This is a genomic window from Streptomyces sp. NPDC008125, from assembly GCF_042957125.1.
Lineage (GTDB): Bacteria > Actinomycetota > Actinomycetes > Streptomycetales > Streptomycetaceae > Streptomyces.
In genome coordinates, this window is record NZ_JBIBHR010000040.1 from 1 (window position 1) to 22,000 (window position 22,000).

Annotated in this window: 17 protein-coding genes and 4 pseudogenes; 10 read left to right on the forward strand and 11 right to left on the reverse strand. The window is 67.7% G+C overall.

Annotated features, from left to right (window positions below):
- The 6 genes and pseudogenes from ACFZAX_RS34690 to ACFZAX_RS34715 all read right to left on the reverse strand — a co-directional run.
- Window positions 1-446, reverse strand: a pseudogene (locus tag ACFZAX_RS34690) (hypothetical protein); the annotation flags it as partial.
- Complete coding sequence (locus ACFZAX_RS34695) at window positions 439-3,510, reverse strand: hypothetical protein (RefSeq protein WP_390966856.1); 3,072 nt, start codon at window positions 3,508-3,510, stop codon at window positions 439-441. The gene ACFZAX_RS34695 and the pseudogene ACFZAX_RS34690, both read right to left, overlap by 8 nt.
- The gene (locus ACFZAX_RS34700) at window positions 3,503-4,144 is read right to left on the reverse strand and encodes a hypothetical protein (RefSeq protein WP_390966858.1); all 642 of its coding nucleotides are present in this window, start codon (window positions 4,142-4,144) and stop codon (window positions 3,503-3,505) included. Before ACFZAX_RS34700 ends, ACFZAX_RS34695 begins: the two co-directional genes overlap by 8 nt.
- Before the next feature lie 4 nt (window positions 4,145-4,148).
- Entirely contained in the window at window positions 4,149-4,715 is a 567-nt protein-coding gene (locus tag ACFZAX_RS34705) for a hypothetical protein (RefSeq protein ID WP_390966860.1), read from the reverse strand.
- On the reverse strand, window positions 4,705-5,856 hold the full coding sequence (locus ACFZAX_RS34710) for a hypothetical protein (protein ID WP_390966862.1): 1,152 nt from the start codon (window positions 5,854-5,856) through the stop codon (window positions 4,705-4,707). The genes ACFZAX_RS34705 and ACFZAX_RS34710 overlap by 11 nt, the downstream gene beginning before the upstream one ends.
- Window positions 5,857-6,275: 419 nt before the next feature.
- Window positions 6,276-6,413, reverse strand: a pseudogene (locus ACFZAX_RS34715) (IS5/IS1182 family transposase); the annotation flags it as partial.
- A 2-nt stretch (window positions 6,414-6,415) separates the two neighbouring features.
- Here ACFZAX_RS34715 and ACFZAX_RS34720 point away from each other — a divergent pair.
- Window positions 6,416-6,754, forward strand: a pseudogene (locus ACFZAX_RS34720) (IS5/IS1182 family transposase); the annotation flags it as partial.
- A 12-nt stretch (window positions 6,755-6,766) separates the two neighbouring features.
- On the opposite strand, the gene ACFZAX_RS34725 reads toward ACFZAX_RS34720, so the two are convergent.
- Entirely contained in the window at window positions 6,767-7,576 is an 810-nt protein-coding gene (locus tag ACFZAX_RS34725; RefSeq protein WP_381139650.1) for a hypothetical protein, read from the reverse strand.
- 398 nt (window positions 7,577-7,974) lie between these two features.
- Here ACFZAX_RS34725 and ACFZAX_RS34730 point away from each other — a divergent pair, with 398 nt between their 5' ends.
- Together ACFZAX_RS34730 and ACFZAX_RS34735 are read left to right on the forward strand one after the other, a co-directional pair.
- Window positions 7,975-8,148 carry a hypothetical protein gene (locus tag ACFZAX_RS34730; RefSeq protein WP_390966864.1) on the forward strand — a complete coding sequence of 58 codons (174 nt, stop codon included), beginning with the start codon at window positions 7,975-7,977 and terminating at the stop codon, window positions 8,146-8,148.
- 9 nt (window positions 8,149-8,157) lie between these two features.
- On the forward strand, window positions 8,158-8,451 hold the full coding sequence (locus tag ACFZAX_RS34735) for a hypothetical protein (RefSeq protein ID WP_390966865.1): 294 nt from the start codon (window positions 8,158-8,160) through the stop codon (window positions 8,449-8,451).
- 14 nt (window positions 8,452-8,465) lie between these two features.
- Here ACFZAX_RS34735 and ACFZAX_RS34740 read toward each other — a convergent pair.
- The 3 genes from ACFZAX_RS34740 to ACFZAX_RS34750 form a co-directional block, all read right to left on the reverse strand.
- Window positions 8,466-9,346 (reverse strand): IS5 family transposase gene (locus ACFZAX_RS34740; RefSeq protein ID WP_390966866.1). Its coding sequence is split into 2 segments (ribosomal slippage): window positions 8,466-8,986 and window positions 8,986-9,346, totalling 882 coding nucleotides; the frame shifts between segments, so codons are not numbered across the junction.
- 108 nt (window positions 9,347-9,454) lie between these two features.
- Window positions 9,455-13,558, reverse strand: a complete 4,104-nt coding sequence (locus ACFZAX_RS34745) for an AAA family ATPase (protein ID WP_390966867.1) — start codon at window positions 13,556-13,558, stop codon at window positions 9,455-9,457.
- A gap of 6 nt (window positions 13,559-13,564) precedes the next feature.
- Window positions 13,565-13,876, reverse strand: a complete 312-nt coding sequence (locus ACFZAX_RS34750; RefSeq protein WP_214300692.1) for a CU044_2847 family protein — start codon at window positions 13,874-13,876, stop codon at window positions 13,565-13,567.
- Between the two features lie 486 nt (window positions 13,877-14,362).
- On the opposite strand from ACFZAX_RS34750, the gene ACFZAX_RS34755 reads away from it, so the two are divergent.
- Window positions 14,363-15,205 carry an IS5 family transposase gene (locus tag ACFZAX_RS34755; RefSeq protein WP_390966869.1) on the forward strand — a complete coding sequence of 281 codons (843 nt, stop codon included), beginning with the start codon at window positions 14,363-14,365 and terminating at the stop codon, window positions 15,203-15,205.
- 26 nt (window positions 15,206-15,231) lie between these two features.
- Here ACFZAX_RS34755 and ACFZAX_RS34760 read toward each other — a convergent pair whose 3' ends face one another.
- Entirely contained in the window at window positions 15,232-15,633 is a 402-nt protein-coding gene (locus tag ACFZAX_RS34760; RefSeq protein ID WP_390966871.1) for a hypothetical protein, read from the reverse strand.
- Between the two features lie 180 nt (window positions 15,634-15,813).
- Here ACFZAX_RS34760 and ACFZAX_RS34765 point away from each other — a divergent pair, with 180 nt between their 5' ends.
- From ACFZAX_RS34765 to ACFZAX_RS34790, 6 genes and pseudogenes are all read left to right on the forward strand, one after another.
- Complete coding sequence (locus tag ACFZAX_RS34765) at window positions 15,814-16,035, forward strand: hypothetical protein (RefSeq protein ID WP_390966873.1); 222 nt, start codon at window positions 15,814-15,816, stop codon at window positions 16,033-16,035.
- 199 nt (window positions 16,036-16,234) lie between these two features.
- Entirely contained in the window at window positions 16,235-16,564 is a 330-nt protein-coding gene (locus tag ACFZAX_RS34770; protein ID WP_390966874.1) for a trypco2 family protein, read from the forward strand.
- A 13-nt stretch (window positions 16,565-16,577) separates the two neighbouring features.
- A pseudogene (locus tag ACFZAX_RS34775) lies at window positions 16,578-17,093 on the forward strand (trypsin-like peptidase domain-containing protein); the annotation flags it as partial.
- Window positions 17,094-19,262: 2,169 nt separating this feature from the next.
- Entirely contained in the window at window positions 19,263-19,574 is a 312-nt protein-coding gene (locus ACFZAX_RS34780) for a hypothetical protein (RefSeq protein ID WP_390966889.1), read from the forward strand.
- Window positions 19,575-19,793: 219 nt separating this feature from the next.
- The gene (locus ACFZAX_RS34785; RefSeq protein ID WP_390966876.1) at window positions 19,794-21,053 is read left to right on the forward strand and encodes a hypothetical protein; all 1,260 of its coding nucleotides are present in this window, start codon (window positions 19,794-19,796) and stop codon (window positions 21,051-21,053) included.
- A gap of 103 nt (window positions 21,054-21,156) precedes the next feature.
- Window positions 21,157-21,984 carry a DUF6042 family protein gene (locus ACFZAX_RS34790; protein ID WP_390966878.1) on the forward strand — a complete coding sequence of 276 codons (828 nt, stop codon included), beginning with the start codon at window positions 21,157-21,159 and terminating at the stop codon, window positions 21,982-21,984.
- The last annotated feature ends 16 nt before the right edge of the window (window positions 21,985-22,000 follow it).

Sequence of the window (22,000 nt, forward strand, 5' to 3'; positions counted from 1 at the left end):
TCCTCCCAGATCTCGGTCAGCCGCCACAGGCGCGGTGTGTAGCGGACGGCCTGCTCGACGCGACACCGCAGGATGACGGCGCCGCACTGGATCAGCGCGACGGCCACGTCCCAGGCCCGGTCGCCGAAGTCGCCCTCGATCGTGGTCCACCGTTTGTGGTCGCCCGTAGTGAGCACCTTGATCAAGTCGCGTGTGCTCAGGCCCGGGGGAGGTGCGTAGCCGTTCACGGGGGCTGCGGCGACGAGATCCACTTCTCGGGTGTTGACGCGGCCCTTGCGGTCCCGGGGGACCCGGACATCCGGGAGATCGTCCTCGGTGCGAGTGGCACGGGGAACGGTGACGGCGATGACGCCAGTCGGCAGCCCGGGTAGGGGGACGGGCTCGCGGCCGTGCGTCTCTCCGATGAGGAGAGGGAACTGCGGTGCACTGGCCTCGGGTTCAGACATGCGGGCGTCCCGCCGTGAGCCAGTCGGCAGTCAGTTCGACGCGCCCGGTGTCGGCGTCGTAGGCCCAGGCGCAGGTGGGCTGGTTGTAGACATCGGACGCGGAGGCATGGGTGAACCACAGAAGCTCGTCGCACACGTCAGCGGCATCGGTCAGCACGCTGTCCTGACAGGTGCCCAGGATCGTGATGCGTCGCCGCGCGGCGACGTCCCGCAGGGACGCCAGCAGGTCCTTGCGGTTGTTCTCGCCCAGGCTGTTGCCCAGCTCGTCCAGAATCAGTACCCGCCCTTGGGTCTCGGAATCCGCGAGCAGCGCGGCCAGTACCAACTGCACCGCATACACCTTCATCTGGGCGCTGTTGGCGTTCTCCCGATAGGAGATGAACCTGCTGTAGGGCGAGCGCTTCCAGCGCGGTGTCACCTCCCACCGCCACGGGCGTGGCCCGTCGGGCCGCACGCTGTGCACCTCCAGCGTGGCGCCGTGTCCGCCCGGGCGTTGCAGGTCGAGCTGGTTGAATGCCTGATCGATCTGCTTGAACAGGCCTTCGAGATGCTGCTCGATCATGTCCTGCAGCGTGATGAGCTGCTGTGCGCTCTCGTCGACCCCGGCGACGAGCTCGTCCCAGGCGCCCTGCCGCAGCCCGCGGTCGGCCTCGATCCGGGCGGCGGTGACGCGGTCCATGTCGGCCTGGCCGTCGAGCCGGATCCGCAAGGGGGCCGCGGCGTCCTCGAAGCCGACTATGGGCGGCGCTTCCGGGTCCTGCGCGGCCAGGTCGCGACACAACTCCATTCCGCGCAGCAGGTCTTCGTGCATGTCGGCAGGCTGGCCCTCTCGCAGCCCGTAGCGTTCGTAGGCGAGGCGCAGCCGGCCCTCGGCCCCCCGATGCAGGAGCCCGGGGCGGGGCGATCGTCCCTCCGGTGCGGCCAGTTCGTCGGCGGCCTCCTCGAGGCTGCCGCTCCACCGGGACTGCCAGGCATCCACCTGCAGACGCTCACGCTCCCGCTCGAGCGCGGCGACCGCCTGGCTGGCCGCCCGCGCGGCCTCCGCCGCTGCCCGGGCCGTCAGCGTGGCCGTCTTCACTTTCTCCGCATGGCTGGCCGCCAGGTCCCGGGCCTTTTCATAGGCGGCCAGCTTCGTTGCCACGTCGTCGACGACCTCTCCCATTGCCCTGACCACGGCGGCGAGTTGCTTGTCGAGTTCCATCTCGCGTTCCTGCAAGGCGTCCAGCTGCTGCATCGCGGCCGCCGCCCGGTGCTCGCTCTCGGCGAGGACCCGTGCCGCCCGTTTCACTCGCTGGACGTTCCGCGCGGACTCGACGTCGCCTCTGCGCGCCTCCAGGTCCTGTTTGGCGCGCTGCAGCTGCAGGGCCCGCCCGGCAAGCGGGTCGGGGAACCCGCCGACCACCGTCAGGTGCAGGCGATCGTCGCGGGCTCCGGACGGGCAGGACAGCGCCGCGAGGCGCTGCTCGAGGGCGGTGAGGAATCCGGAGACGCAACGGTCGCTGCTCACACCGTCGAACACGGCGGTCGGGGCACCGGCGGGATCAGTGGCGATGACCAGAGCGCCGGGCAGCGAATGCAGGGCCTCCAGCGCCTCGTCCGCCCGTCCCGCGTCCACCACTACGGCGTGGCGCCACGGGCTCAGCCGGGGCTCCCAGACTGCGCGTGCCGCCTCGGACAGATGCAGCTGGTCCAGCAGTCCCACGGCGCCGATGCCCGCGGTGTCCAGGACGGCGATGGCGGCACCGGCCTGCCCGTGCCTGCCCTGCTCGACCTCGGCCAGCACCCGCTCGGCGGCATTCACCGCCTCTTGTGCATCCTGCAGGCACCGGCCCGCGGTGAACTCCTGGCCCCGGGCTGCCTCCAGCAGCTGCAGGGCTGTGTGGGGGGATGTGCCCTGCCATCCGTCTGCCTGCGGCAGAAGTTTCGACCGCTTTCCCTTCAGGTCCTCCTTGCGGGTCTCTAGCTGGGTGCGCCGGCGTTCCGCCTGCCGCAGCAGGTCCTGAGCGTCCGACCAGGTCTGTCGGGCCACTCCTGCGACCTCGGACAGGCCGGTGGCCGCGCGGAGCGCATCTAGGGCGTCCCGGGTGCCCTGGGCGTCTTCCCGGCACTCTGCGGCTGCCTCCCGCAGCCCGCCGCCCTTGGCCACGAGCTCCCGGTCCACCTCGGTGGCCCGTACGTAGCAGGTCGCGACGTACCGCCGCCACTGCGACTGCCCCTCCTTCAGGGCCAGCCGGGCCGCGTCCCGGGCACGCACGCCCGACAGGACGGTCTCGTCCGCGGTGTCCGCCTCCTCGTTCTCCCTGCGGACCTGGTTCATGCGCACCCGGCGGTCCAGCGCCTGTCCGCGCAACGCTTCTTCCTGCTCCAGCAGCTCGGTCATTCCAGACAGCGCGATCAGCGAGGCGCCGATCGCCTCCGGCTCCATCTCTGACAGCTGCTGGCCCAGCAGCGACGGCACGGCCGGACGCAGAGCCGTATCGAGGTAGGTCAGACACCGAGGGGCGTTGCCGTATAGTTCACCGGCCATCCGACGCGCCGACACCACTCCACCGCCGAGTTCGCGCCACAACGCATCGGCCTGCTGCGTGCGCTCGGTGTGGGTGGCCCCGTCGGCCACATGCAGTCCTTGCACCCACTTGACCTGCACGTAGGGCGCGGTGGTTGCGATCCGAACCCACACCGTCAGGGCGCTCGCGGGGGCGCGGTCCGGCTCGGCGAAGACTCCGATCACATAGCCGTGCGGTGCGGCCGATGCCTGCTGGGCCCGGTCCACTCCCGCGGCATCGGGCTTGAAGAGGATCTCGCTGGCATACCGGCCGCCGTTGGACTCGAAGCGCCACTGCGGATCAGCCAGCAGCACGGAGACGGCGATGAGGAACGAGGTCTTGCCGGAGCCGTTGGAGTCCTCGCGCGGCCCTATACCGGAAATCGCGATGAACCCCTCTGGCACCACCGGTACCGCGTGCGTGGTCAGCCGTGCGATGTCGAAAGTCTGCAGGGCGACCAGATGCCGGCCCCCGACGATCCCGCGCCCTTCATCCGGACCGGGTAGTGCCTCAACCACCGCTCTCCTCCCTGCCGTTGCTTCGAACCTCGCCCGGCCCCTCACGGCGACGCTGGATGGACTCGGCCAGCGCCCCGTGCGGGTCCGCCAGCAGCACCAGCTCCTCGAACAGCCTCGTCTCGACCCGGGCTGTCAGTCGCAGGAACTGGTGCCCGAGCAGCAGCCCCGGTCGAACCGAGCGCACCAGATCGGCGTCGACCAGCCGCCGCAGGGCCGCGTCCAGGACCCCGTCGGAGACGGCGGCCTCCCGCAACCGTTCCTTGCGCACCGGCTCGCCCTGCGTCCACAACGTCTCTGGGAGCACCGCACCGGACGCCCGGGGGATGACCACGGAGAACAGCACGACCAGCGTCAGCACCGCGCGGTCCTCGACGGGCAGGACACCGAGTCCCTCCCGCACCAGCCGCCCGCGGATCTTATCGTCGTAGCCAGACAGATAACCGGGGCCGACCGCCAGCAGAGTCCGGCCCGCCGAGGCCAGCATGCTCTCGACCACCATCCGCAACGGCGTCTCGGCCAGCGCCCGGTAGCCGAAGGCGGGCACCGGCAGCATCGACGTCTCCACCGCGTACACCGCGGCCTGCACATCCGCTCGGCGCTGCGGCGACAACGCCTCCAACAACCCTGTATCCACGCCCCTACCCTTCCCCGATGTGAGGCAGCACCGGATAGCCGCGGCGCAGCTCGTCCACGTCCCGCTCCGGCCAGGCCGCCACCACCGGCCCCAGCCGCACCATGCCGTCCCCGGCGTCCGCGGCCAGATATCCGCACGCCCGCAGCATCCGCAGCGCCTTGCGGTACGGGGCCGTCGGCGCGTAATGCGCGATGCCCGCACGCACCGTCACTGCATCGGGCGGGACGACCGCGGCGATTACGTCCTCCTCGGCCGCAGCCGTGCCGGGGTAGGGGGCTTGTTCCACATCCGTCCAGCACGCCCGCAGGCACGCCCCCAGCATCAGCAGCACCGATGGCGAGGCCTCCCGGTGAGTGCCGCTCCGCTCCTGGCCGGCCCCGGCCAGTTCAACATCCTGCCCCCACGCCACCAAAAACCCCTCAGCACCGTCGCCCGCAGCGAGGGCGACCAGCCTCCGTTCCACGGCCTCCGCCGCACGGCCCAAGCGCTGCAAGACGTCTGCCTCGTCCGGCACCGGAACCACCCGCAAGGCCCGCGCCCGGGCCAGCAGGTAGGCGTCGTCACCGCTCATCGGCGTCTTCCAGCAGGGTCTGTGACACCTCGTCGACGGCGGACGTGTCCTGCGGGACACGGAACAGTGACAGCGGAGACGCGTACGTCACCGGTCCGGCCGGATCGATCGCGAGCCCGCCGGACAACTCCACCATGAACGGCACCGACGGGTCAGCCGAGGCACGTAGAACACGGGCTAGCGTCGTGACAGCCGCCCTCCACGACTGTCCCTGCAGCGCCTGCGTCAGGTCCGTTTCGTCCCGCCCGCCGATCAGCAACTCCATCGCGGCCAGACGCTGTTCCCGCAGTGCAGCGGCACGCGCCCGCGCCGTCTCGACCGGATCGGGCCCTGGCGCCGGCTCAGGCGGGGGAGCGGCTCGCCTACGCGGAGCGGGCGGACGGTGCTTCTCGGCCGCCTCTAAAATCCCCGCCGGTGGCACCTGCATTGCGGGCGGATCGAACACCACCTCCGAGAACACAGCGGCCAGCGCCGCCACCGACGACGTCAGCGCAGCTGTCCGATACTGCTCCGCCGGGAGCATGCTGAAGTCCCGCCGCGTACTGGCCTGGGCCAGCAGCCGGTCATAGAATTCGTCGACGGCCGCGGAGTAGCGCAGCGCTTCCCGGATCAGGTGTGTCCCTTCCGCCCGCAGGCCCGGAAAGCCGCAGGACACTGTCTCCACCAACCGCCGGGCGTTGACCATCAGCGCCGCCTTCACACGATGATGGTGACGCTGCCCAAGCAGCTCCTCGATCGGGCGGGACCGGACCCGCCGCAGCAGATAGTCCGTGGTAATGCGCAAGTCGCGCCGCACACGCCTGAGCCTGCGCACTAGGTCGTTCTCGTCCAGTACTCCGTCGGCCACATCCCGCTGCGTCCGGTCGAGGAGAGACATGATCTCCTCCACTCCACCGGCCTCGGCCAGTCGCTCGAAGACGAGCAGCGCAGCGCCGCTGGTGGGATTGAACACGTAGTGCCCGTCGTGTGCCTTCTCCCGCACCCGCTCCAGCAGCCGCAGCGCGACGAAGACCCCGAACCGCTGCTCGAACGCCTCCGGACCAGCCACCGCAGAGCAGGCCGCCTCGAGCTCAGAACGTGTTAAGCCCCGCTCGGACGACAGATCACCAAACGCATCGTGGATGGCCTCGGCGATCCGCAACGATGTGGCGTCCTCTACCACCGACCCGCGAGATGCTGCGACCGGAGCGATGAAAGGAGGCAACTGTGCCTGCAAGTCATCCTTAGGATGCGAACCGGAGAACAGGTCCGGCCCATTTTGCCCGCGCATACCGGCCAAGCGTCCCCCCACGGTACGTCAGAAACTCCCCACTACCGACATTACGCCCCACGTGCTGCTCCAGAGCCCGAAGCGCAACACCGGCCACAGCCTGGCCAATTCTCGCCTCTCTGGCGGCACGCCAGCGTGGACCGAGACGCTGACTTTCACAAGCAAGTCCGGAGCGGGACACCGCCACCGAGGCGTAGGTGTCCCGAACTTCTCCGCGACCACGGGGAATGTGTTCATTAGAGGGCGTTTAGTCCCGTTGTTTCATCCCGGATTGCGCGGTTGTAGATGGATTATGCGCCGCGCCATGTTGGGGTGGATTCGGCGGTGAGTCTGCGGGTCATGAGGTTGATCATCGCAAGGTGGATCATGGCTTCGGACCGGTGTGGGTGTGCCTCGTAGTCGCGGGCCAGGCGGCGGTGGTTCATGAGCCGCCGGCATCGCTTTGCTCGACCAGGCCGCCGAGCGGTGCGGAATGCGCCTGGAGAAAGCCCTGGTCGACCAGGGCTTCAAGGAAGCGGTTATCGTTCACGGGGCACTGCTGGACATCGGCGTCGAGGTCGTCCGCCGCAACCACGCTGACCAGGGCAAAGGGTTCGTCCCGCAGCCCAAGCGGTGGCTGGTCGAGCAGACGAACGGCACGCTGATGCTCCACCGGCGTCTGACCCGTGAGTGCGACCACCGGCCCGACACCTCCGCCTAGCGCGTCGACTGGGCCTCCACCGCCAACATGGCCCGGCGCCTCACTGCGCCCGCGCCGGCCTGGCGCGACGCCCGGGGTTCACTACTTGCCGGGGAAGAAGGAGCCCAGCAGCAGCTCCAGGATGATCAAGCCGACACCCGCGATTCCACCAGCAGCCGCGTTCCGATACATGATCGCCACCACCACCACAGCGGCAGCAATCGCGGCCGGCTCGGGCACCCCCTGCCGCGCTGCCGCTATGACAATCGCCGCAACCAGGACGACCGTGAGAGACAGGCGCACCGCATCACCCATCCGATGCGGCCCTCCGAGGTCCCGTTCGTCCAAGAGAGCTCCGAGCCGCCCCGAGGCGTACCGTTCGCTGATCGTCAACGCCATGCGGGCAAGGTCGTACGCTGCCTTCTGCGGGTCCTTGTCCAGCTCGGCCTCAGCGGCACGCAACGCCCCCACAACTTGAGCCGCATGGCTCTTCAACGGTCCGTTACGCCGCGAGAAGAAGGGGACAGACCCCCGGGACATCCGAGCACCTCGTACGCGCATCACTGGAAGCCGAAGGGACAGCGCTCGGAGGTGAGCATCACGACTTCCGGAAGAGCGCACGATATCCGCGCACTGCCCGACCAGGTGCGTCCATACGTTCACGCGCTCGAAGGTGTAGCCACCTGCACCGCACATCCGAGCGATAGAAGCCAGAAGCGACCACAAAGGGTATGCCAGCAGCAGCAAGGCAATAGCACCTGCGCCAACGTCGCCGACGAACCAAACGGCCAGAGCCTTCGCGTCGCTGTAGTACGGAATCCGCTCGGCGTGTTCGTCTGCTTGCTTCACATAGATCGACAGCCCCTCGCCAATGACGCGGAGGCAGATGTAGGTGAATAGGCCATATAACACCCACGTTCGTACTCGACGTTGGTGATAGCGCCGCAGGGCCACCCGAACCGGACCCGGCACAGGACCGATCCCGAGCACTTCGGCGTCTTCACGCAGCTTCCGTATCGCCTCATCCGCCTGCCGCCTGTGGCGCGCAGCCAGAGGAGCCCACCTCCATCTCATCACCAACCGATCATCGCATCCGGTGACCAGTAGCTTCGACCGTTCTCAACACCCCGCTTACGAGCGCCGTTTGGGGAGAAGCGAACCAGCAGAGCAACGATGGCGAGGCCAGGCTACGAAAGGGAATGAACGCGCTATGTAAGCAGGTCAGAGCACGATGCAACATCCCCCCGCGCGAGGTTCAGGCGGACGGCGGGGCTGTCGATCCGATATCGGCGAAGGTGGCCGGGCGGGCAGTGCCGCTCATCCCGCACCGCAGCGACGCGGCCGATGAAGACGCGCTGCTTGGCGGCTGCCGCAAGATCCTGGCGATCGTGCGGGAGGCCGACGGCCCGGTGCAGGTCAGGGCGGTCGGTGAACGGCTAGGCATGGACGCTTTAGGTAGTGCCCGGCGGATCATGAAGCCATAGGGTCTGACCGTGATTAACCTGCAGGTCCGAGGCGAGAACGGCACGATCGAGGCCCGTGCAAAGCATGGTGTGGTCTGGGGTCCTGAGCTGGCCGGTCTTGATCAGGCGGCATTTCCCATGCTGGGGCACCTGCTGTCGTACGCGGACACCGTTTTCAACCACCGGCAGGTGTCGACCCTGTTGGAGGAGGTACCGCGGCTGCCCGCAGGCGTGCTGACTGATGAGTTCGCGCGCGAGTTGGTCGAGCTGGGTCAAGTAGTTCTTGACGGACAGGGCCTGTCCTTGTGGTTCCTCGGAGACTGAGGCTGCAGGCCGGCTCAGCCCCGGAGCCATAAGCGGATTGCTGCTGCGGTGACTGTGCCGTGGAAGACGTAGGCCCTCTTGTCGTAACGGGTGGCGACCGCGCGGGAGTTCTTGAGCCGGTTGATGGTCCGCTCGACTTCGTTGCGGCGCCGGTAGCGGTCGCGGTTGAAGTCGGCAGGTCTGTCGCCCGCGCTGCCTTTGCGGCGGCGGTTGGCCCGCTGGTCCTTCGGCTCGGGGATCGTGTGCTTGATGCGGCGTCTTCGCAGGTAGTGGCGATTACGGCGGGAGCTGTAAGCCTTGTCGCCGCTGACATGATCGGGCCGGGTGCGGGGCCGTCCGCTCTGCGGGCGGGGGACCCGGATCCGGCCCAGGACCTCGATCATCTGCGGGGCGTCACCCCACTGACCCGGTGTGATCAGAAGAGCCATGGGGTGGCAGCCGCCTTCACCGGCAAGGTGAATCTTGGAGGTCAGACCGCCCCGGGACCGCCCGAGTCCCTCGTCGGGGCGGTGGTGCCGGGGCGTCGTCCTTTTTTCGGGACCCGTGGTTTGGTCTTGCGGGCACCGGCCGCGTGCTGGTGGGCCCGGCAGGACGTCGAGTCGACTCCGACCATGCCCCAGTCGATCCGCCCGGTAAGGTCGGCGTCGGCCTGGACCGCCTGCAGGAGCCGGTCCCAGGTGCCGTCCGCCGACCAGCGGCGATGCCGCTCGTAGACGGTCTTCCAGGAGCCGTAGCGTTCGGGCAGGTCACGCCACGGGACACCGGTACGGACCCGGAACAGGATCCCATTGAGCACGGTCCGGTGGTCGTTCCACCGGCCGCCCCGACTACCCGGCAAAGGCAGATGCGGCTCCAGCAGCGACCACTCGCGATTCGTCAGATGCCCCCGACCCATGACCCAACCAACGAGCGACCTGTCGGAAAGTCACATGATCCGCCGGACAGGCTCTAGCCCTCAGCAGGAAACGGGAGCGCGTGGCTACCGTTCACCGGTTGTCCACATTTAAAGCCTCAGGTGTTCCGGCTCACCCACCGGCGGTGTACTACGCACCTCCCCTAGCGATAGTGCGAGGAGCCCGTGGTCGAGCCCAACGATCAGCCGTTGTGACACCCATGTGACGGCAAGTGCAGGATGATGTACTGGAATCTCTTCAACCAGCGCTTGGCTCGACACGTCCCACAGGCGTACGGTCCTGTCGCTACTGGCACTGGCGAGGAATGTCCCGCCCTCACCGATCATGCTCACTGCGTTAACTGCGCCCGAGTGGCCTGAGAGGGCTCCGATGAGTTCTCCACGCGCGGCATCCCACAGGCGCACCTCTCCATGTGCGTGCGCGGTGGCGAGCGCGGTCTGCCCCATCATGGGCAGCGCGCACATTGCAAGGGTCTCGGTTGCGGCGACCAATTTGTGGCGCTGACCAGAGGTGGCGTCCCACAACCACACCGTGCCGTCCTGACCGTCCGTAGCCGTTGCGACATATGGTTGGCCAGCGATTTCCAGGGGACACATGACGTAGATCCCGCTATGAAAGCGGGCAAAGTGTGCGATCTCATTGCTCAGTGGGTCCCAAAGCCATGCGCTTCCGTCGGTGTGGCCCGTAGCTAGTAGCGTTTGGTCGCCGACGCGCACGGAGCACACGGTATAGGCGGGTTTGTTGCCTGGACGTCGGGACGACCGCGGCACGGCTTCTGTAAGGTCAGACAACCACACTGCTCCGTCGTCACCGCACCCGGCGAGGTACGACCGGTTGAGGTGGGTCACAGTACAGAGAGCCCGCACCCAGTCGTGATTTTCACGCAACGAGTTGACGACCGAGCCAGAGCCAGGATCGCGCAGTTGGGTTACGCCGTCGTCACCGCCAGCGGCCAGTAGCAAACCGTTACCGCTGGATGCGGGGGAGAGTGCGCGTACAGCGCTCACGCTGCTGGCGCGCGGCGCCGACGGGTCCCACAGCCGCACGGTGTGGTCGGCGCCCCCACTGGCGATCAGGTCTCGGCCGTTGACGTGCAGCACGCAGAGGGAGTCCACGGAGTCGGAATGGCCTTGGAGCGTAATGGCGATGCGGCCTGTCTCCGGGTCCAGCAGCCGCACCAGGTCGCCGCTCGGGCTGGCAAGCAGCGACTTTCCCTCGACTGTGAGGGCGCGCAGCGTAAAGGCCAGGTCTTCCCCGGGGAGGGTACCTACACACCAGCCGCTGATCGGGTCCCACAGACGAACCGTCTTGTCGTTTCCGAGACTTGCTAGCAGAGTGTGATCTCCCACTTCCACCGCGGACAGGGCGATGACGGAACTCTCGTGCCCTTCGAGGATGTGGACGCGCTCGCCGGTGTCGGGACGCCAGAGAATGATGGAGCGGTCATCTTCGTCTCCGCCCGATGCCAAAAGAGTTCCGTGGTTGACCGCTAGCGTGCACACACTCTCGACCCAGCCGCCGTGCTCCGATAGGACCGCTGTGCACTCTCGGGAGGCGGGATCCCAGATCCGGACTGTTCCGTCCGCGCTCCCTGTTGCAAGGCGAGGCCCGTCGGCCGTTTCGAAGGCGCACAAATCTCGGATCGAGCTGACGTGGCCGCGCAGGTACCCCGCTGCGCGTCGCAGGGACTCGTTCCACAGCCAGACGTCCCTGTCCGCAGCGAGAGCGAGGTAAGTCTGCCCGTCGACGATCAGGCCGCACATCGCACTGATACGCCCGAACTTGGGTGTGAGGCGGCGCACCGTCCGGGCGGTCACTGGGTCCCAAAGCCGGATGGTCCCGTCGCCGGCGGCGCTGGCGAGCAGGGTGCCGGTCGGGGGTCCGAGGGCGCATACAGCGCGGATCTCGCCGCTGTGGCCTTCTAGAATTGCGTCTTCGGCGCGGGAGGCGACTGCTGCCCACTCGGCTCGGTATGGCCCCTTCACTGCCAAGGGCCCGTAGACCTGTCCGAATCCTTCCTGCGCCTCGGTTACGCTGAAAAGCGCCGCGCGCTTGGTGGGGACACAGTCGATGGCTTGCGGCGTCCGGCGTAGAAGCTGGGCGCGTTCCTTGGCCGCTCGGGAGACCGCCGAACTGCTCGCCGGGATGAGGCGTCGAAGATCTGCGTGGAGCGCGTACTCCGCGTCCGCAAGCAGCTCGTCGATGACCCGGCCGCCCACGGCGTGCCGGGGTAGCGAACGCAGCAGGTACGCGGGCGCACGGTCCCAGCCCAGCCGCCGGCCGTAGGAGATGAAGGAGCGTGTGAGGGCGCGCTCGTCGGTCACGTTCGATCCGACCTGCGCGCGATTTTGCCGCAGCGCATCATTTAGAGCTTGGTGGAAGAGCCGGAACACACCCGTGTTCTGATCGCTGACGCCGCTCTCGATGAGAAAGTTCGCGGCTGACGAGCGTGCCAGAGAACGGAGCTGGTCCTCAGTGAGGTGGTGGCCCGTAAGTTTCTCCACTGCAGCGCTCCACAACGGCAGTGGGAGCCCTGGAGCCTCGGCATAGGCCAGGACGCTTAGGGCATCAGCCGCCGGAGCGCCGTCAACTGCAGGCAGTCGTGAGAGGTATTCCTCCAGGGCTGCAGCGACGGTGGGCGTGAAGGCAATATCTGCGGGCGCAACAGCGCGAGTATCGTGCAGGCCGTGAGCGCGCGCGGTGAGACCGGCCACGAGAAAGTTCGCGTCGGCGAGTTCTGCGATGCGGGCAGCAACCGGGCGCGCGGTGCGCTTGTCGGCATATGGGTTATCGGGCCGCTCGTCGCCCAACAGCTGGAGCGTAGCCATGGTGTATGCGGCGAGGTCCGCTGTGGCGAAGAACTCGGGAGCGTCCAAGTCAATGACACGGACCGCCGCGCCGAATGGGTCGAGCAAGCTACCGGCGTCGTCCCTGCGGCGGCTACCAACTAGAACCCGGACATGGAGATCCGCGCATGTTTCAGCCAGCGGGATGGCAATGTGTCGCGCGATCAGGCGGGCCTGCTGCGCGCTGGTGGCCTCGTCAAGAGCGTCGATGACGATGACGAAGGGCGTTTGCCCGGAGGCGGCTCGTTCGGACAGCGCGGCCCGCAGTACGGAGGCCAGGTCGCTCGCGTGTTCGGGAGGCGCGGCCGAGGCCGCAGCGGCGATCTCCTCGGCTACCTCGAGAGCGGTCTTTCCCTTGGCGTGAACGGCGCAGGAGACCGCACCGAGGGGGGCACGCAGGGCGTCGTCATCCGCCGGGAGTGACGCGGCGATACCGAAATCTGCTGAGGTGACCACGCGCCCGAGCACTGCGGACTTGCCCACGCCGGGTGACCCGGTCACCATCAAGACTTTCCGCGGTGCGGTGACGCAGGTCATCCAGCCGATGATCTCGGCGAGCGCTGCGGTGCGGCCTCGGAATCGGAAGCCCTTTTCGGAGTCGGTGCTCACGCCACGGGCGCGCGGCTTCCAGTGCCGGCCAGCTTCCGGATCGTCGTCCAGCGTCCAGCCCCACGCCGCGAGCGCTGTCTCGCCCGCTGCCTCGGCCGACCAGTCGGCGAGCAGCGCGATCTTTTGTTCGGGCAGACACCTATCAGCCTGATAGAGCGTAAAGGCTCGGGCGTCACCCGAGCCGCTGGCTTGCCCGACAAGACCCACGATCGCCTGGTACGTCGATGACCACAATGCGGCACCGCTATAGCCGGGCTTGACGGGATAACGCGATGCTGTGTCGAGTCGCACCCACCCGTAGGCGAGCGCCTCGCCGACCGTCCCGTCCGACGAATTGCCGAATAGGTCGCCGTCGGGGAACCCAAATGCCCACCACGCGTCACCTACGAGGGCGGAAGGCGTCGGCCGCCGCAGTCGCCCTGCCAGCTCACCGGAGACCGGCTCCGAGAGTACGAGGACGGCCACGTCCTGCGCGCGGTGCTTCGCTGGAGCTTTAGGCGCGAACACATCTCGTACTCGGAAGCGCCGGTCCATGAACTGGTCCGACTTGGGGAAGGCCACCCACAGCTCCCGCGCTCTTTCCCACGTTGGGCATGCGACATGCGCGCAGGTAAGCACCCGATGGTCGTCTATGAGGAAGCCGGATCCCAGGGCCTTTTCGTCGTGCTCCGTGCCGTGTACTGCGGCTACCCAGGCATCGGCGCCCGGGCGCGGGCCCGAACCGACAGCGGCGTTCATCGAGGCTCAGGCCCCGTCCGCCGCCGCGGGTCGCCAAACCATGGACACCTCGAAGTTCGCGTCCGTCGAAGCCTTGGCCACGAGCCAGTTGGCCGTCCCACTGACCTTGATACCGAATTTCACCTGGACCTCCGCAGGCCGGAGCGCCACAGCCTGGTCGAGTACTGTCCGGGCGGCTTCCACAGCCGGCCTTACCGCTTCGCGGACCTGTCCCACGATCTCTGCGGCGCTGACCTGGTGGAACTCGTCTGTCGGCTCGATCTCGAACCGGACGACCGTCTCGTCGTCCAGCGCGTACGACACCACCTGATCTGCCATTGCGGCCCCCTCGATAGATTGCGAACACAGCTTAGAGCCAAGCCGTCGCTCACATGGGTAGTTGGCTGACCGCGCGGGCTGCCCGATGGGTCGCTATTGCTCCTTCCCCGTGCCGCGCGCCTGCCGAGTTCATCGCGGTCGAGGGCAGCCACGGTACTGATCAGGTCCACGTGGGATCCGGATACCCTGGGGTTGCCTTAACGGAGTTTGGTGGAGTCGAGGGTCACCAACTTAGACAACTGCGGCGCATGCGCCGAGCACTTAGCTCAAAGAGCGTTTTGTCCTGGCGGGAGTGCTTCGTTGCCATTCAGATGGCGGACCACTTCGAGTTCCTTGAGGCGTTAGACGCTTGTTGTGGAAAATGGGGCGGGTGACAGCCTTCGAGGGCCCGTTTCGGCCCCTTCGCTCCTGTCTGATCTCAACACGCCCCCAGTCGCGCCTGTTTGCGCCCTGTGGCGGGACGGCGGTTATCGGTACTACGGAAACATGCCTCGCCGAGAGCGGCCGTACCCGAGCGACCTGTCCGATGTCCGTTGGAAACTGCTGGAACCAACCCTGACAGCCTGGCGAGCAGAACGCAGAGGGAAGGGCCTGGACATCGGGCGGCCGCCCGAACACGACCTGCGCCGGATCATGGACGCCATCCTCTACGTCGACCGCACCGGCATCCCCTGGCGCTACCTCCCACACGATTTCGCCCCGTGGGAAACCGTCTACGGATACTTCGCAACCTGGCAGAAGGACGGCGTCTTCGAGCAGCTCAACGGACTCCTGCGACACCTGGTCCGCAAGGCCGAGGGCCGGGACGCCGAGCCCAGCGCCTGCATCCTCGACGCCCAGAGCATCAAGACCTCGGCCAACGTGCCCGCGACCGGCCAGGGCATCGATGCGGGCAAGAAGATCGCGGGCCGCAAACGCCACATCGGCGTCGACACACTCGGCCTCCTCCTGGCCGTGCTGGTCACCGCCGCCAGCGTCTCCGACAACGCCGGCGGAATCCGCCTGCTCTCGAACATCGCCGAGGGCCACCCCCGCATCACGAAGGCGTGGGCCGACAGCGGCTACCGCACCACGGCCATCGACCACGGTGCCACCCTCGGCATCGACGTCGAAGTCACCCGCCGCGACCCTGCCCAGAAAGGTTTCAAGGTGATCCCGCGACGCTGGGTCGTCGAGCGAACCTTCGGCTGGCTCATGCACCACCGCCGCCTCGCCCGCGACTACGAAACCCACCCCCACCGCTCCGAAGCCATGATCAACATAGCGATGATCGACCTCATGAGCCGCAGACTTACCCGCGAATCAACCCACAACTGGCGCGACAGCTGAACGGGCACAGAGCCGGCGCCTGTGAATCACAGCAGGTAGGGCCACAGGCTGACGCTGTTCCGCTCCACGCTGATCTCGACCCACGTTCCATCGACAGCAGTCGATGGCGGCGGGTCGGCGAGGTCGAAAAGGATGTGAGTTCCGCCTACTTCCAACGTGGCTCCGCCATCGCCCGTCAGGCCCAGCCGCCCCCGGAAGACGATCCGGTCGCCTTCCTTCTCATCCATCCCAGCGGAGAAGGAAGTGGCCGGTCGGGTGTTGCCGCCCCAGGTCACGTCCTCTTCAACCGTCCACTCCACATGGTGTTCGCGGCCCACTCCCGTCGGACCGCCGCACCAGAAGGCCACGGCGGCACCCACCTCCGAGCGCACCCGGACCGTCGCACGCCCGTCTGCGATCTGCCCCACCGCTTCCACCTGGACCAACACCCCGCAATCATCCATGACAGCTTGGCGTTCCCAAACACTCCCGCCAGGACAAAACGCTCTTTTAGGTGGGGTGCGCGCAGTAGCAGGCGAGGTTCCGAACACCCCCGCGTCGTGGACTGACCGGCTGCCGGCGCCCGCTGCTCGCGCTCTCGACGATGACGCCTGCGGGGCGGTGATCGCGTGACCGTCGAGTCCGAGGTGAGCGGCGTCGACCTCGCGCGCAAGGCCCTGACCGCCGTCGGCTGGGAGGAGGTGACGCAGGTCGTCTGGCCGGTGCCGCCGGTAGGGCCACCCCCGCTTCTGCAGGGGGTTCTGTGCTCCCCGCTCAAGCGGGGAGCAGCCATTACCGGACGGGAAGACTGCATTCTCGCCACTCTTTCCGAAGATCAGGTGGGCCTATGACGGGATCGCGATACTCGTAGCTGCTCGCTTAAGGCGCGCACGGGAGTCTGCGACCGGGGAGCGAGTGGCCGAGACGGACTGCCCTCCACGCGAGCGAAAGTGAGCAGGCCCAAGCGTCGGGCAGGTTGGCCGCGTCCTTCAGCTGCCGGGTACTGCCCGTAAGACTGGCTCTCAGTAGAAGATGATCAAGGGAAGGACCATGGAGTTGGAGCCTACTGAACTGTCCGAGGCGATCAAGGCGGTACGCGGGGGCCTGGCGGCGGCGCAGCAGGATGGGGAGGGTTCGCCGTTCCGGTTCACGGTCAAGGAGATCGTGCTGGACTTGGGGATCGAGCTGCGGCAGACCGTGTCGGCAGGCGGCGGGGTGAAGGCGTTCGTGGTCTCCGCGGACGCAAAGGGTGAGCGGGCGAAGTCTGCCACGCATCGCATGACGGTCACCTTGGCGGTGGCTCCGGACGGCGAAGGCGGCGATTTGCTGATCGGTGACTCCGGTGGAGGCCGCGGCGGACCGGTGGCCGGCCTGCGTTAGGAAGGGCAGCGTGATGGTGGGGGGAGCGGCTCGGCGAACGGTTGAGGTCACCAACAGTTTCAAGGACTCGTACGGGACCGGCTGCCTCATCGCGCCTGGCTTGGTGCTCACTGCCTACCACGTGGCCTTGCCCGGAGAGGGCGATGTTGCCGTCCGGGATACGGAGAGTGCCGGCTTCACGGCGGCGGTGGTGGTGTGGGAGAGCGCCGAGCTGGACGCGGTGCTGTTGAAGGCGGACCGTGCTCTGGTCGGAGCTGGCCTGGGCATCGTGCGCTGGGGCGAGCTGGTGTGTGACTACCCGGATCGTCGCCCCGTGTGCTCGATGACGGGGTTTCCCAAGGCGATGCGCCGCCGTGCCTCAGCCCGTACCGAACTGTACGTCGACGACCTGAAAACCGTAGAGGGCATCATCGCTCCGCACACCGGGTCACGCTCAAAGTTGTATGGCCTCGAAGTCGACGGTGCGGTGCCGACCGACGTCAAGAACTGGCAGGGGCTTTCCGGCGCAGGCGTCTTCTGCAACGGCGTGCTGATCGGTCTCGCCCGCCTTGTCGACCGCCAGTGGGACCGGACCCTCATGGTGGTGCCGCTCTCGCATCTGCTTGCCGCCGACGGCTTCGCCCCTGCGGTCGCCGCTCACACCGGCATGACCCCGAGCCTCCAGCCTGCTGACCTCCAGCCCCTGCTGGACAACGCCCCCGACCCTCAGCTGTCCTCCACCTACCTGCTCGATCCACGCTCCCGGGTCACCGACCTCACCGGCGTCAACGGACTCGTTCAACAGATCGAGCAGTGGTGCAGAGGTCCGGCCCGCATCGACGTCGCCGCCGTGACAGGGCTGGGCGGCACGGGCAAATCCCGTCTCCTCACCGAGGTCCTGAACCGGCTCACCGCAGGCTCCGGCGATCAGGGGCCGTGGAGCGGGGGCTTCCTCGCCGACCACCCCAGCCACACCGACTACCGGGTCCTCGCTGCGGCCCACTACCCGCTGCTCCTGGCCGTCGACCTTGCGGAAACTCGCCTCCCCCAGATCCGCGACCTCATGGCGGCCCTGGCCGCCTCACACGAAGGCGCCGTCATCCGGGTTCTGCTCCTGGCCCGCGGATACGACACCTGGTGGCCGGCGCTCCGGCGATACCTGCGCACCCGGCGATTCGGCCCTATAGGGCAGGCCTTCTCCCTCACGCCCGACAGCGCGTTCGACGGCCACAATCCGGAGGACGTCTACGTTGAGGCGAAGGCGGCCTTCGCTCGCCGTATCCGCCTGCTCCAGCAAGCCGGACACGGCGATGACTCCTGGCCGGACCGTGTCGTCGCCGACGCGCCACGCCTCTTCGGCGCCGACATCGAGCACACCACTCGGCAGCCGGTGATCTACCTCCACATCGCCGCGCTCGCCGACGTGCTGGCCCACGCCAACCCTGAGTTCGCCCGCAACGACCACCCCATGGAAGTCCTGCTCGCGAATGAAGTGGAGTACGTACGGCGCGTCGCCGAAGCACGCCTTCCCGCAGGCTCCGCCGACGACAATCTGCTCCGCTCCCTGGTCACCGCCCAGTTCCTCGCCGGAGCACGCACCGCGCAAGACGGCCGCGCCGCCGTGCGGGCGGCCTTCGACGTCCACCACCGTGGCTTCGGGATCACAGCCCTTCCCGACGCCCGCGACCTGGCCGCCCTCGACGACGTCCTGACCGCCGCCTACCCGGCCACCGGCGGAGCCCATTGGGGCGCTGTCGGCGAACCCCTCGCCGCTGCCTGGCTCGCCGAAGTCGAGACCGACACCGGCGAGGAGTTCATCGAAGCCTTCCTCCAGCACGACTCCCTCGCCACCGAGCAGCGCCACCAGACCCTCAGCACCATTGCCCGCACCGCCCAGGACCAGCCCGGCCTCGCCGCCGGTGCACACCGGGCCGTCGCCGCCGACCCCGACCGCCTCCTGCCACTCGCGGCACAGACCATCACCGCTGAACTCGGCACCGACCACGCCCGCCATTGGCTCGCCGGCCTCGAACACGCCGTCGCCGACCGCGCCGCAGATCCGGATGCCGACCCCGACACCTACCAGTGGGCCAGCAGCCTCATCAGCGAGGCCCAGGAGCGAATCTCCGCCGACAGGGACGACCTGGAGGCGCTGATCGGCGCGTCCCTCACCCAGGAGGCCGAAGCCCCGGAACAGCCGACCCCGGATGCCTCCACCGCCGACTCCCAGCTAGTCCTGGTGAAACCGCAGGTCGGCCGGCTCACCCGGATCGTCGTCACCTTCCTCGGCCTCTGCCACCTGGTCCTGGTCGCGACCGTCCCCTCCGTCGTTGCTCTCACCACCAGCACCAAGGGCGACGGCTGGTTCATGTGGTTCTTCGTCCCCGTCAACGTGAGCCTGCACTTGACCATCGCGATCACCTTCGGCGGTCGCCGACTCGGAGCCCATGCCTTCTCCTGGATCGCACCGCTCTTCACCATCGCGTTGACGACTCTGTCCGCTCTCATGCTCAACCAGCACTGGCCCCCGCACTGGCCCCCGGACTGGCTCCTGTGGCCGGCCCTCTTCGCCGCCGGCCTCACAACCCTGACCTACACCTGGCGCATCTCATTCGGCCAACTCCAGGAAGCCCCGCGAATGCCCACACCAACTGCGGGCATGCCCAGAACACCGCTGGGCACAACCCCGTTGCCGTCGGCACCGGAGACGCTGGGACGCATGAACAGGCGTTGGGAATTGCTGCGACGCCGGGTCTACGGGGACGACCACGACGGCCCCAACCCGGGCCCAATGCCGTGGCGGACCTACGCCGCACTCATCGGCGGGCCGCTGGACGGGCTGCTCCTGGATATCACGGACTGGACGAAGGACGAGATCGACACTGGCGCAGCCCTGACCACCGAACGCGGGCAATTCCCCGGCGGCCAGACGCTGTATGCCCCCCACCCCGACGAACCGCGCGCACCGGCCCCCGGTGTGACGTGCTGCTTCTACCACTCCGGCGATACGCCCCGACCAGCCGACGAGTGACACTCCCGCAGCACGGCCGGGCAGGCTGCGTCCGAGAACCTACGAGCTTTCGTGAGCGCCGCTGAACCTGCGGCAGATCAACGAACCATGAACCTGACCGATCTTCTCCAGTCTGGTTCGGGTTGGAGACGGTCGGTCTATTTCTCCAGTTCAGCCCCCATTGTCAGACCTGTGCCGTAGCGTTGCTCGTCCTATTCGTGGCGGCTGCGGGGAGCACCCATGGACGGCGATCTCGAACTCGACAGCGACGAAGAACTCTTCCGGAACCCGGTTCACTATGAACCGGCCGGCATCAATCTCGATCTGGACCGGGCTGATCTCGGCGTCCCGTACGGCGAAGCCCTCATGGCGGAGCTCCTGCGCATGCGGAAGCGCGTCCCGGTTGAGCAGCGAGGGCTGATCTGTCCGGACTGCCGGAACGCCCGGGGGCGTCGGGTGGCCATGTACCTGGTTGAGCGGAACGGTGTGTGGCTCGCTTCCCATTACCGCAAGCGCGGGGAGAGGCCCATCAGCCACGAGTCTGACGAGCACCTTGCCCGCAAGGAACGGGTCGCGAAGGACTCCGAGGACCACGGCTTTGCTGCCACGATCGAGTCGTCGGCCGCCGAAGGGCACGCCCGTCTCGATGTGCGCATCAGCGGGGCCGACGGCATTGTCCTCGGCTACGAGCCCCAGCTGAGTGAGCAGACCGCTCGCGGGATGCGCGCCCGCGAGGGGTTTCGGCGCCGCGGTGGCATTCGGTCGGTCTGGGATTTCGCCAGCCCCGACCATGCGGGTGTTGGCATCGTCCCGTACGTCCGCACTCCCGACCTGCCGGCCTCCGTCATCCGTGTGCAGAAGAACCCGATTCAGATCCGGGACGGCAACTTCGTTCTGGAGGAGGGGCGCTGCAGTCCAAGCGGTGCGCTTGACCGGTGCCCCGAGATTGCCTACGACCCGGAGAACCCCACTGCCACCGGGTACTGCGGGGGCTGGCAACGCGTTCTCGTCCCCGCCCACCTGTCGAGCGGATTTGCGCGGCCGGACGATCCGGCGAACCTGACCCTCACGCAGTTCATTGTGGAGGCGGCGGCCGGCGAGCGTCTTCCCTTCCAGCGGGACGGTCAGCACGGGTGGCTTCCGGTACAGCAGTGGCAGAAGTACGTAGAAGCGAACGGCCCGATCGCGGAGGAGAAGAAGCGGGCGCCATCGGTTAGGGAGGGCTTCCGGAGAGATCGATGCACTGAGGATCGTCCGGCGTCCGAGGTACGGGCCGAGCCGAAGAAGCGGCGCGCAGGCCGTGCCATCGTCCTTGAGACCCGCACCAAGGAGTCGGTGGCCCCTGAGGTCGCGGTTGACGCGTTGGGCAACGCAATCCCGCTGTGCCGGTTCGGCTGCGGTGGCCCGGCGAGCATGTCGGGCCCGGAAGGGCTGCCGGAGCACTGGTCGTGCCGCAGGAAGTACGAGGAGACGCACGGGTCGGCGGACATGGCGGCGTGAGCACATCAGAAACGACTTCGCCGTGTTCAGCGTTACTACCACTGTCAGGCCTTTCACGGGTCGGACGCACACCAGCACACAGCTCCGCAGGGGAAACGGAACCATGAGCGACACCACCACCGCCCAGAACACCAACGCCGGCGACGACAGCCTGTCCATGCACACCGGCTGGTGGAGCAGCGGGTGGGGGCATGTTCTGCCGCAGCACCAGGGGATGTTGCTGTGCATGGTTCTCGGGACCGCAACGGTGCGGAAGGTCGAGGGGGACTTTGACGAGGTGGTGCAGCAGATCGTCGGGGACAGCCGGGAGGGCCTGTTCCGTCTTCTCGGCGATGACCTCAATGCCCCCGTCATGTGGCTCGACGAGGAGGAGCTGGAGTCTGCGGAGAGCGATGAGGAGCGCGAAGAGATCCGCACGGGCGCAGCAGATCATGAGGCGACGTTGACGGGTGCGTTGCGGGCTGCGGGGATGCCGGTTCCGACGACGGTTCGGGAGCTCGTGAAGACGATGCTCGACCTCAAGCTCGTGGCCCACGAGGACGGTGTCTGGAGCATGCCCGAGGAGTTCCCGCTGCCCGAGGACACCCTGACGCTCTCGGAACCGGTTCTGGCCCGGCTGCGGAAGATGCGGCACTACGCGTACACCGAGCCTGCGGACCAGGGGATCGTCCGCCACCTCATCGACGACCTCGACTACCCCGCCGAGGTGTTCACCTCCCTCGACCGGCTCGTCACGATCACCGGGGAGGATCTGGAGAAGGTGCGGGCCGCCCTGGAGCAGCTCGTGGAGACGGGTGATGCTCAGCTCTACCGCGGGGACCCGCGCGTCGTCGCGGCCGCGAAGGATCTGCCGGCGCACCAGCGGTTCTACCTGGTACCGGACTGGGAGACCTTCAACGAGAACCGCTTGACGATCCGCCGTGCGGACTGAACACGACCCTGCCGAA

What these genes read in the sequence shown, in the direction of transcription:
- ACFZAX_RS34705 (WP_390966860.1), bottom strand. Translation starts at nt 4,715, where the DNA reads ATGAGCGGTGACGACGCCTACCTGCTGGCCCGGGCGCGGGCCTTGCGG.
- ACFZAX_RS34745 (WP_390966867.1), bottom strand. Translation starts at nt 13,558, where the DNA reads ATGAACGCCGCTGTCGGTTCGGGCCCGCGCCCGGGCGCCGATGCCTGG.
- ACFZAX_RS34750 (WP_214300692.1), bottom strand. Translation starts at nt 13,876, where the DNA reads ATGGCAGATCAGGTGGTGTCGTACGCGCTGGACGACGAGACGGTCGTC.
- ACFZAX_RS34755 (WP_390966869.1), top strand. Translation starts at nt 14,363, where the DNA reads ATGCCTCGCCGAGAGCGGCCGTACCCGAGCGACCTGTCCGATGTCCGT.
- ACFZAX_RS34770 (WP_390966874.1), top strand. Translation starts at nt 16,235, where the DNA reads ATGGAGTTGGAGCCTACTGAACTGTCCGAGGCGATCAAGGCGGTACGC.
- ACFZAX_RS34780 (WP_390966889.1), top strand. Translation starts at nt 19,263, where the DNA reads ATGAACAGGCGTTGGGAATTGCTGCGACGCCGGGTCTACGGGGACGAC.
- ACFZAX_RS34785 (WP_390966876.1), top strand. Translation starts at nt 19,794, where the DNA reads ATGGACGGCGATCTCGAACTCGACAGCGACGAAGAACTCTTCCGGAAC.
- ACFZAX_RS34790 (WP_390966878.1), top strand. Translation starts at nt 21,157, where the DNA reads ATGAGCGACACCACCACCGCCCAGAACACCAACGCCGGCGACGACAGC.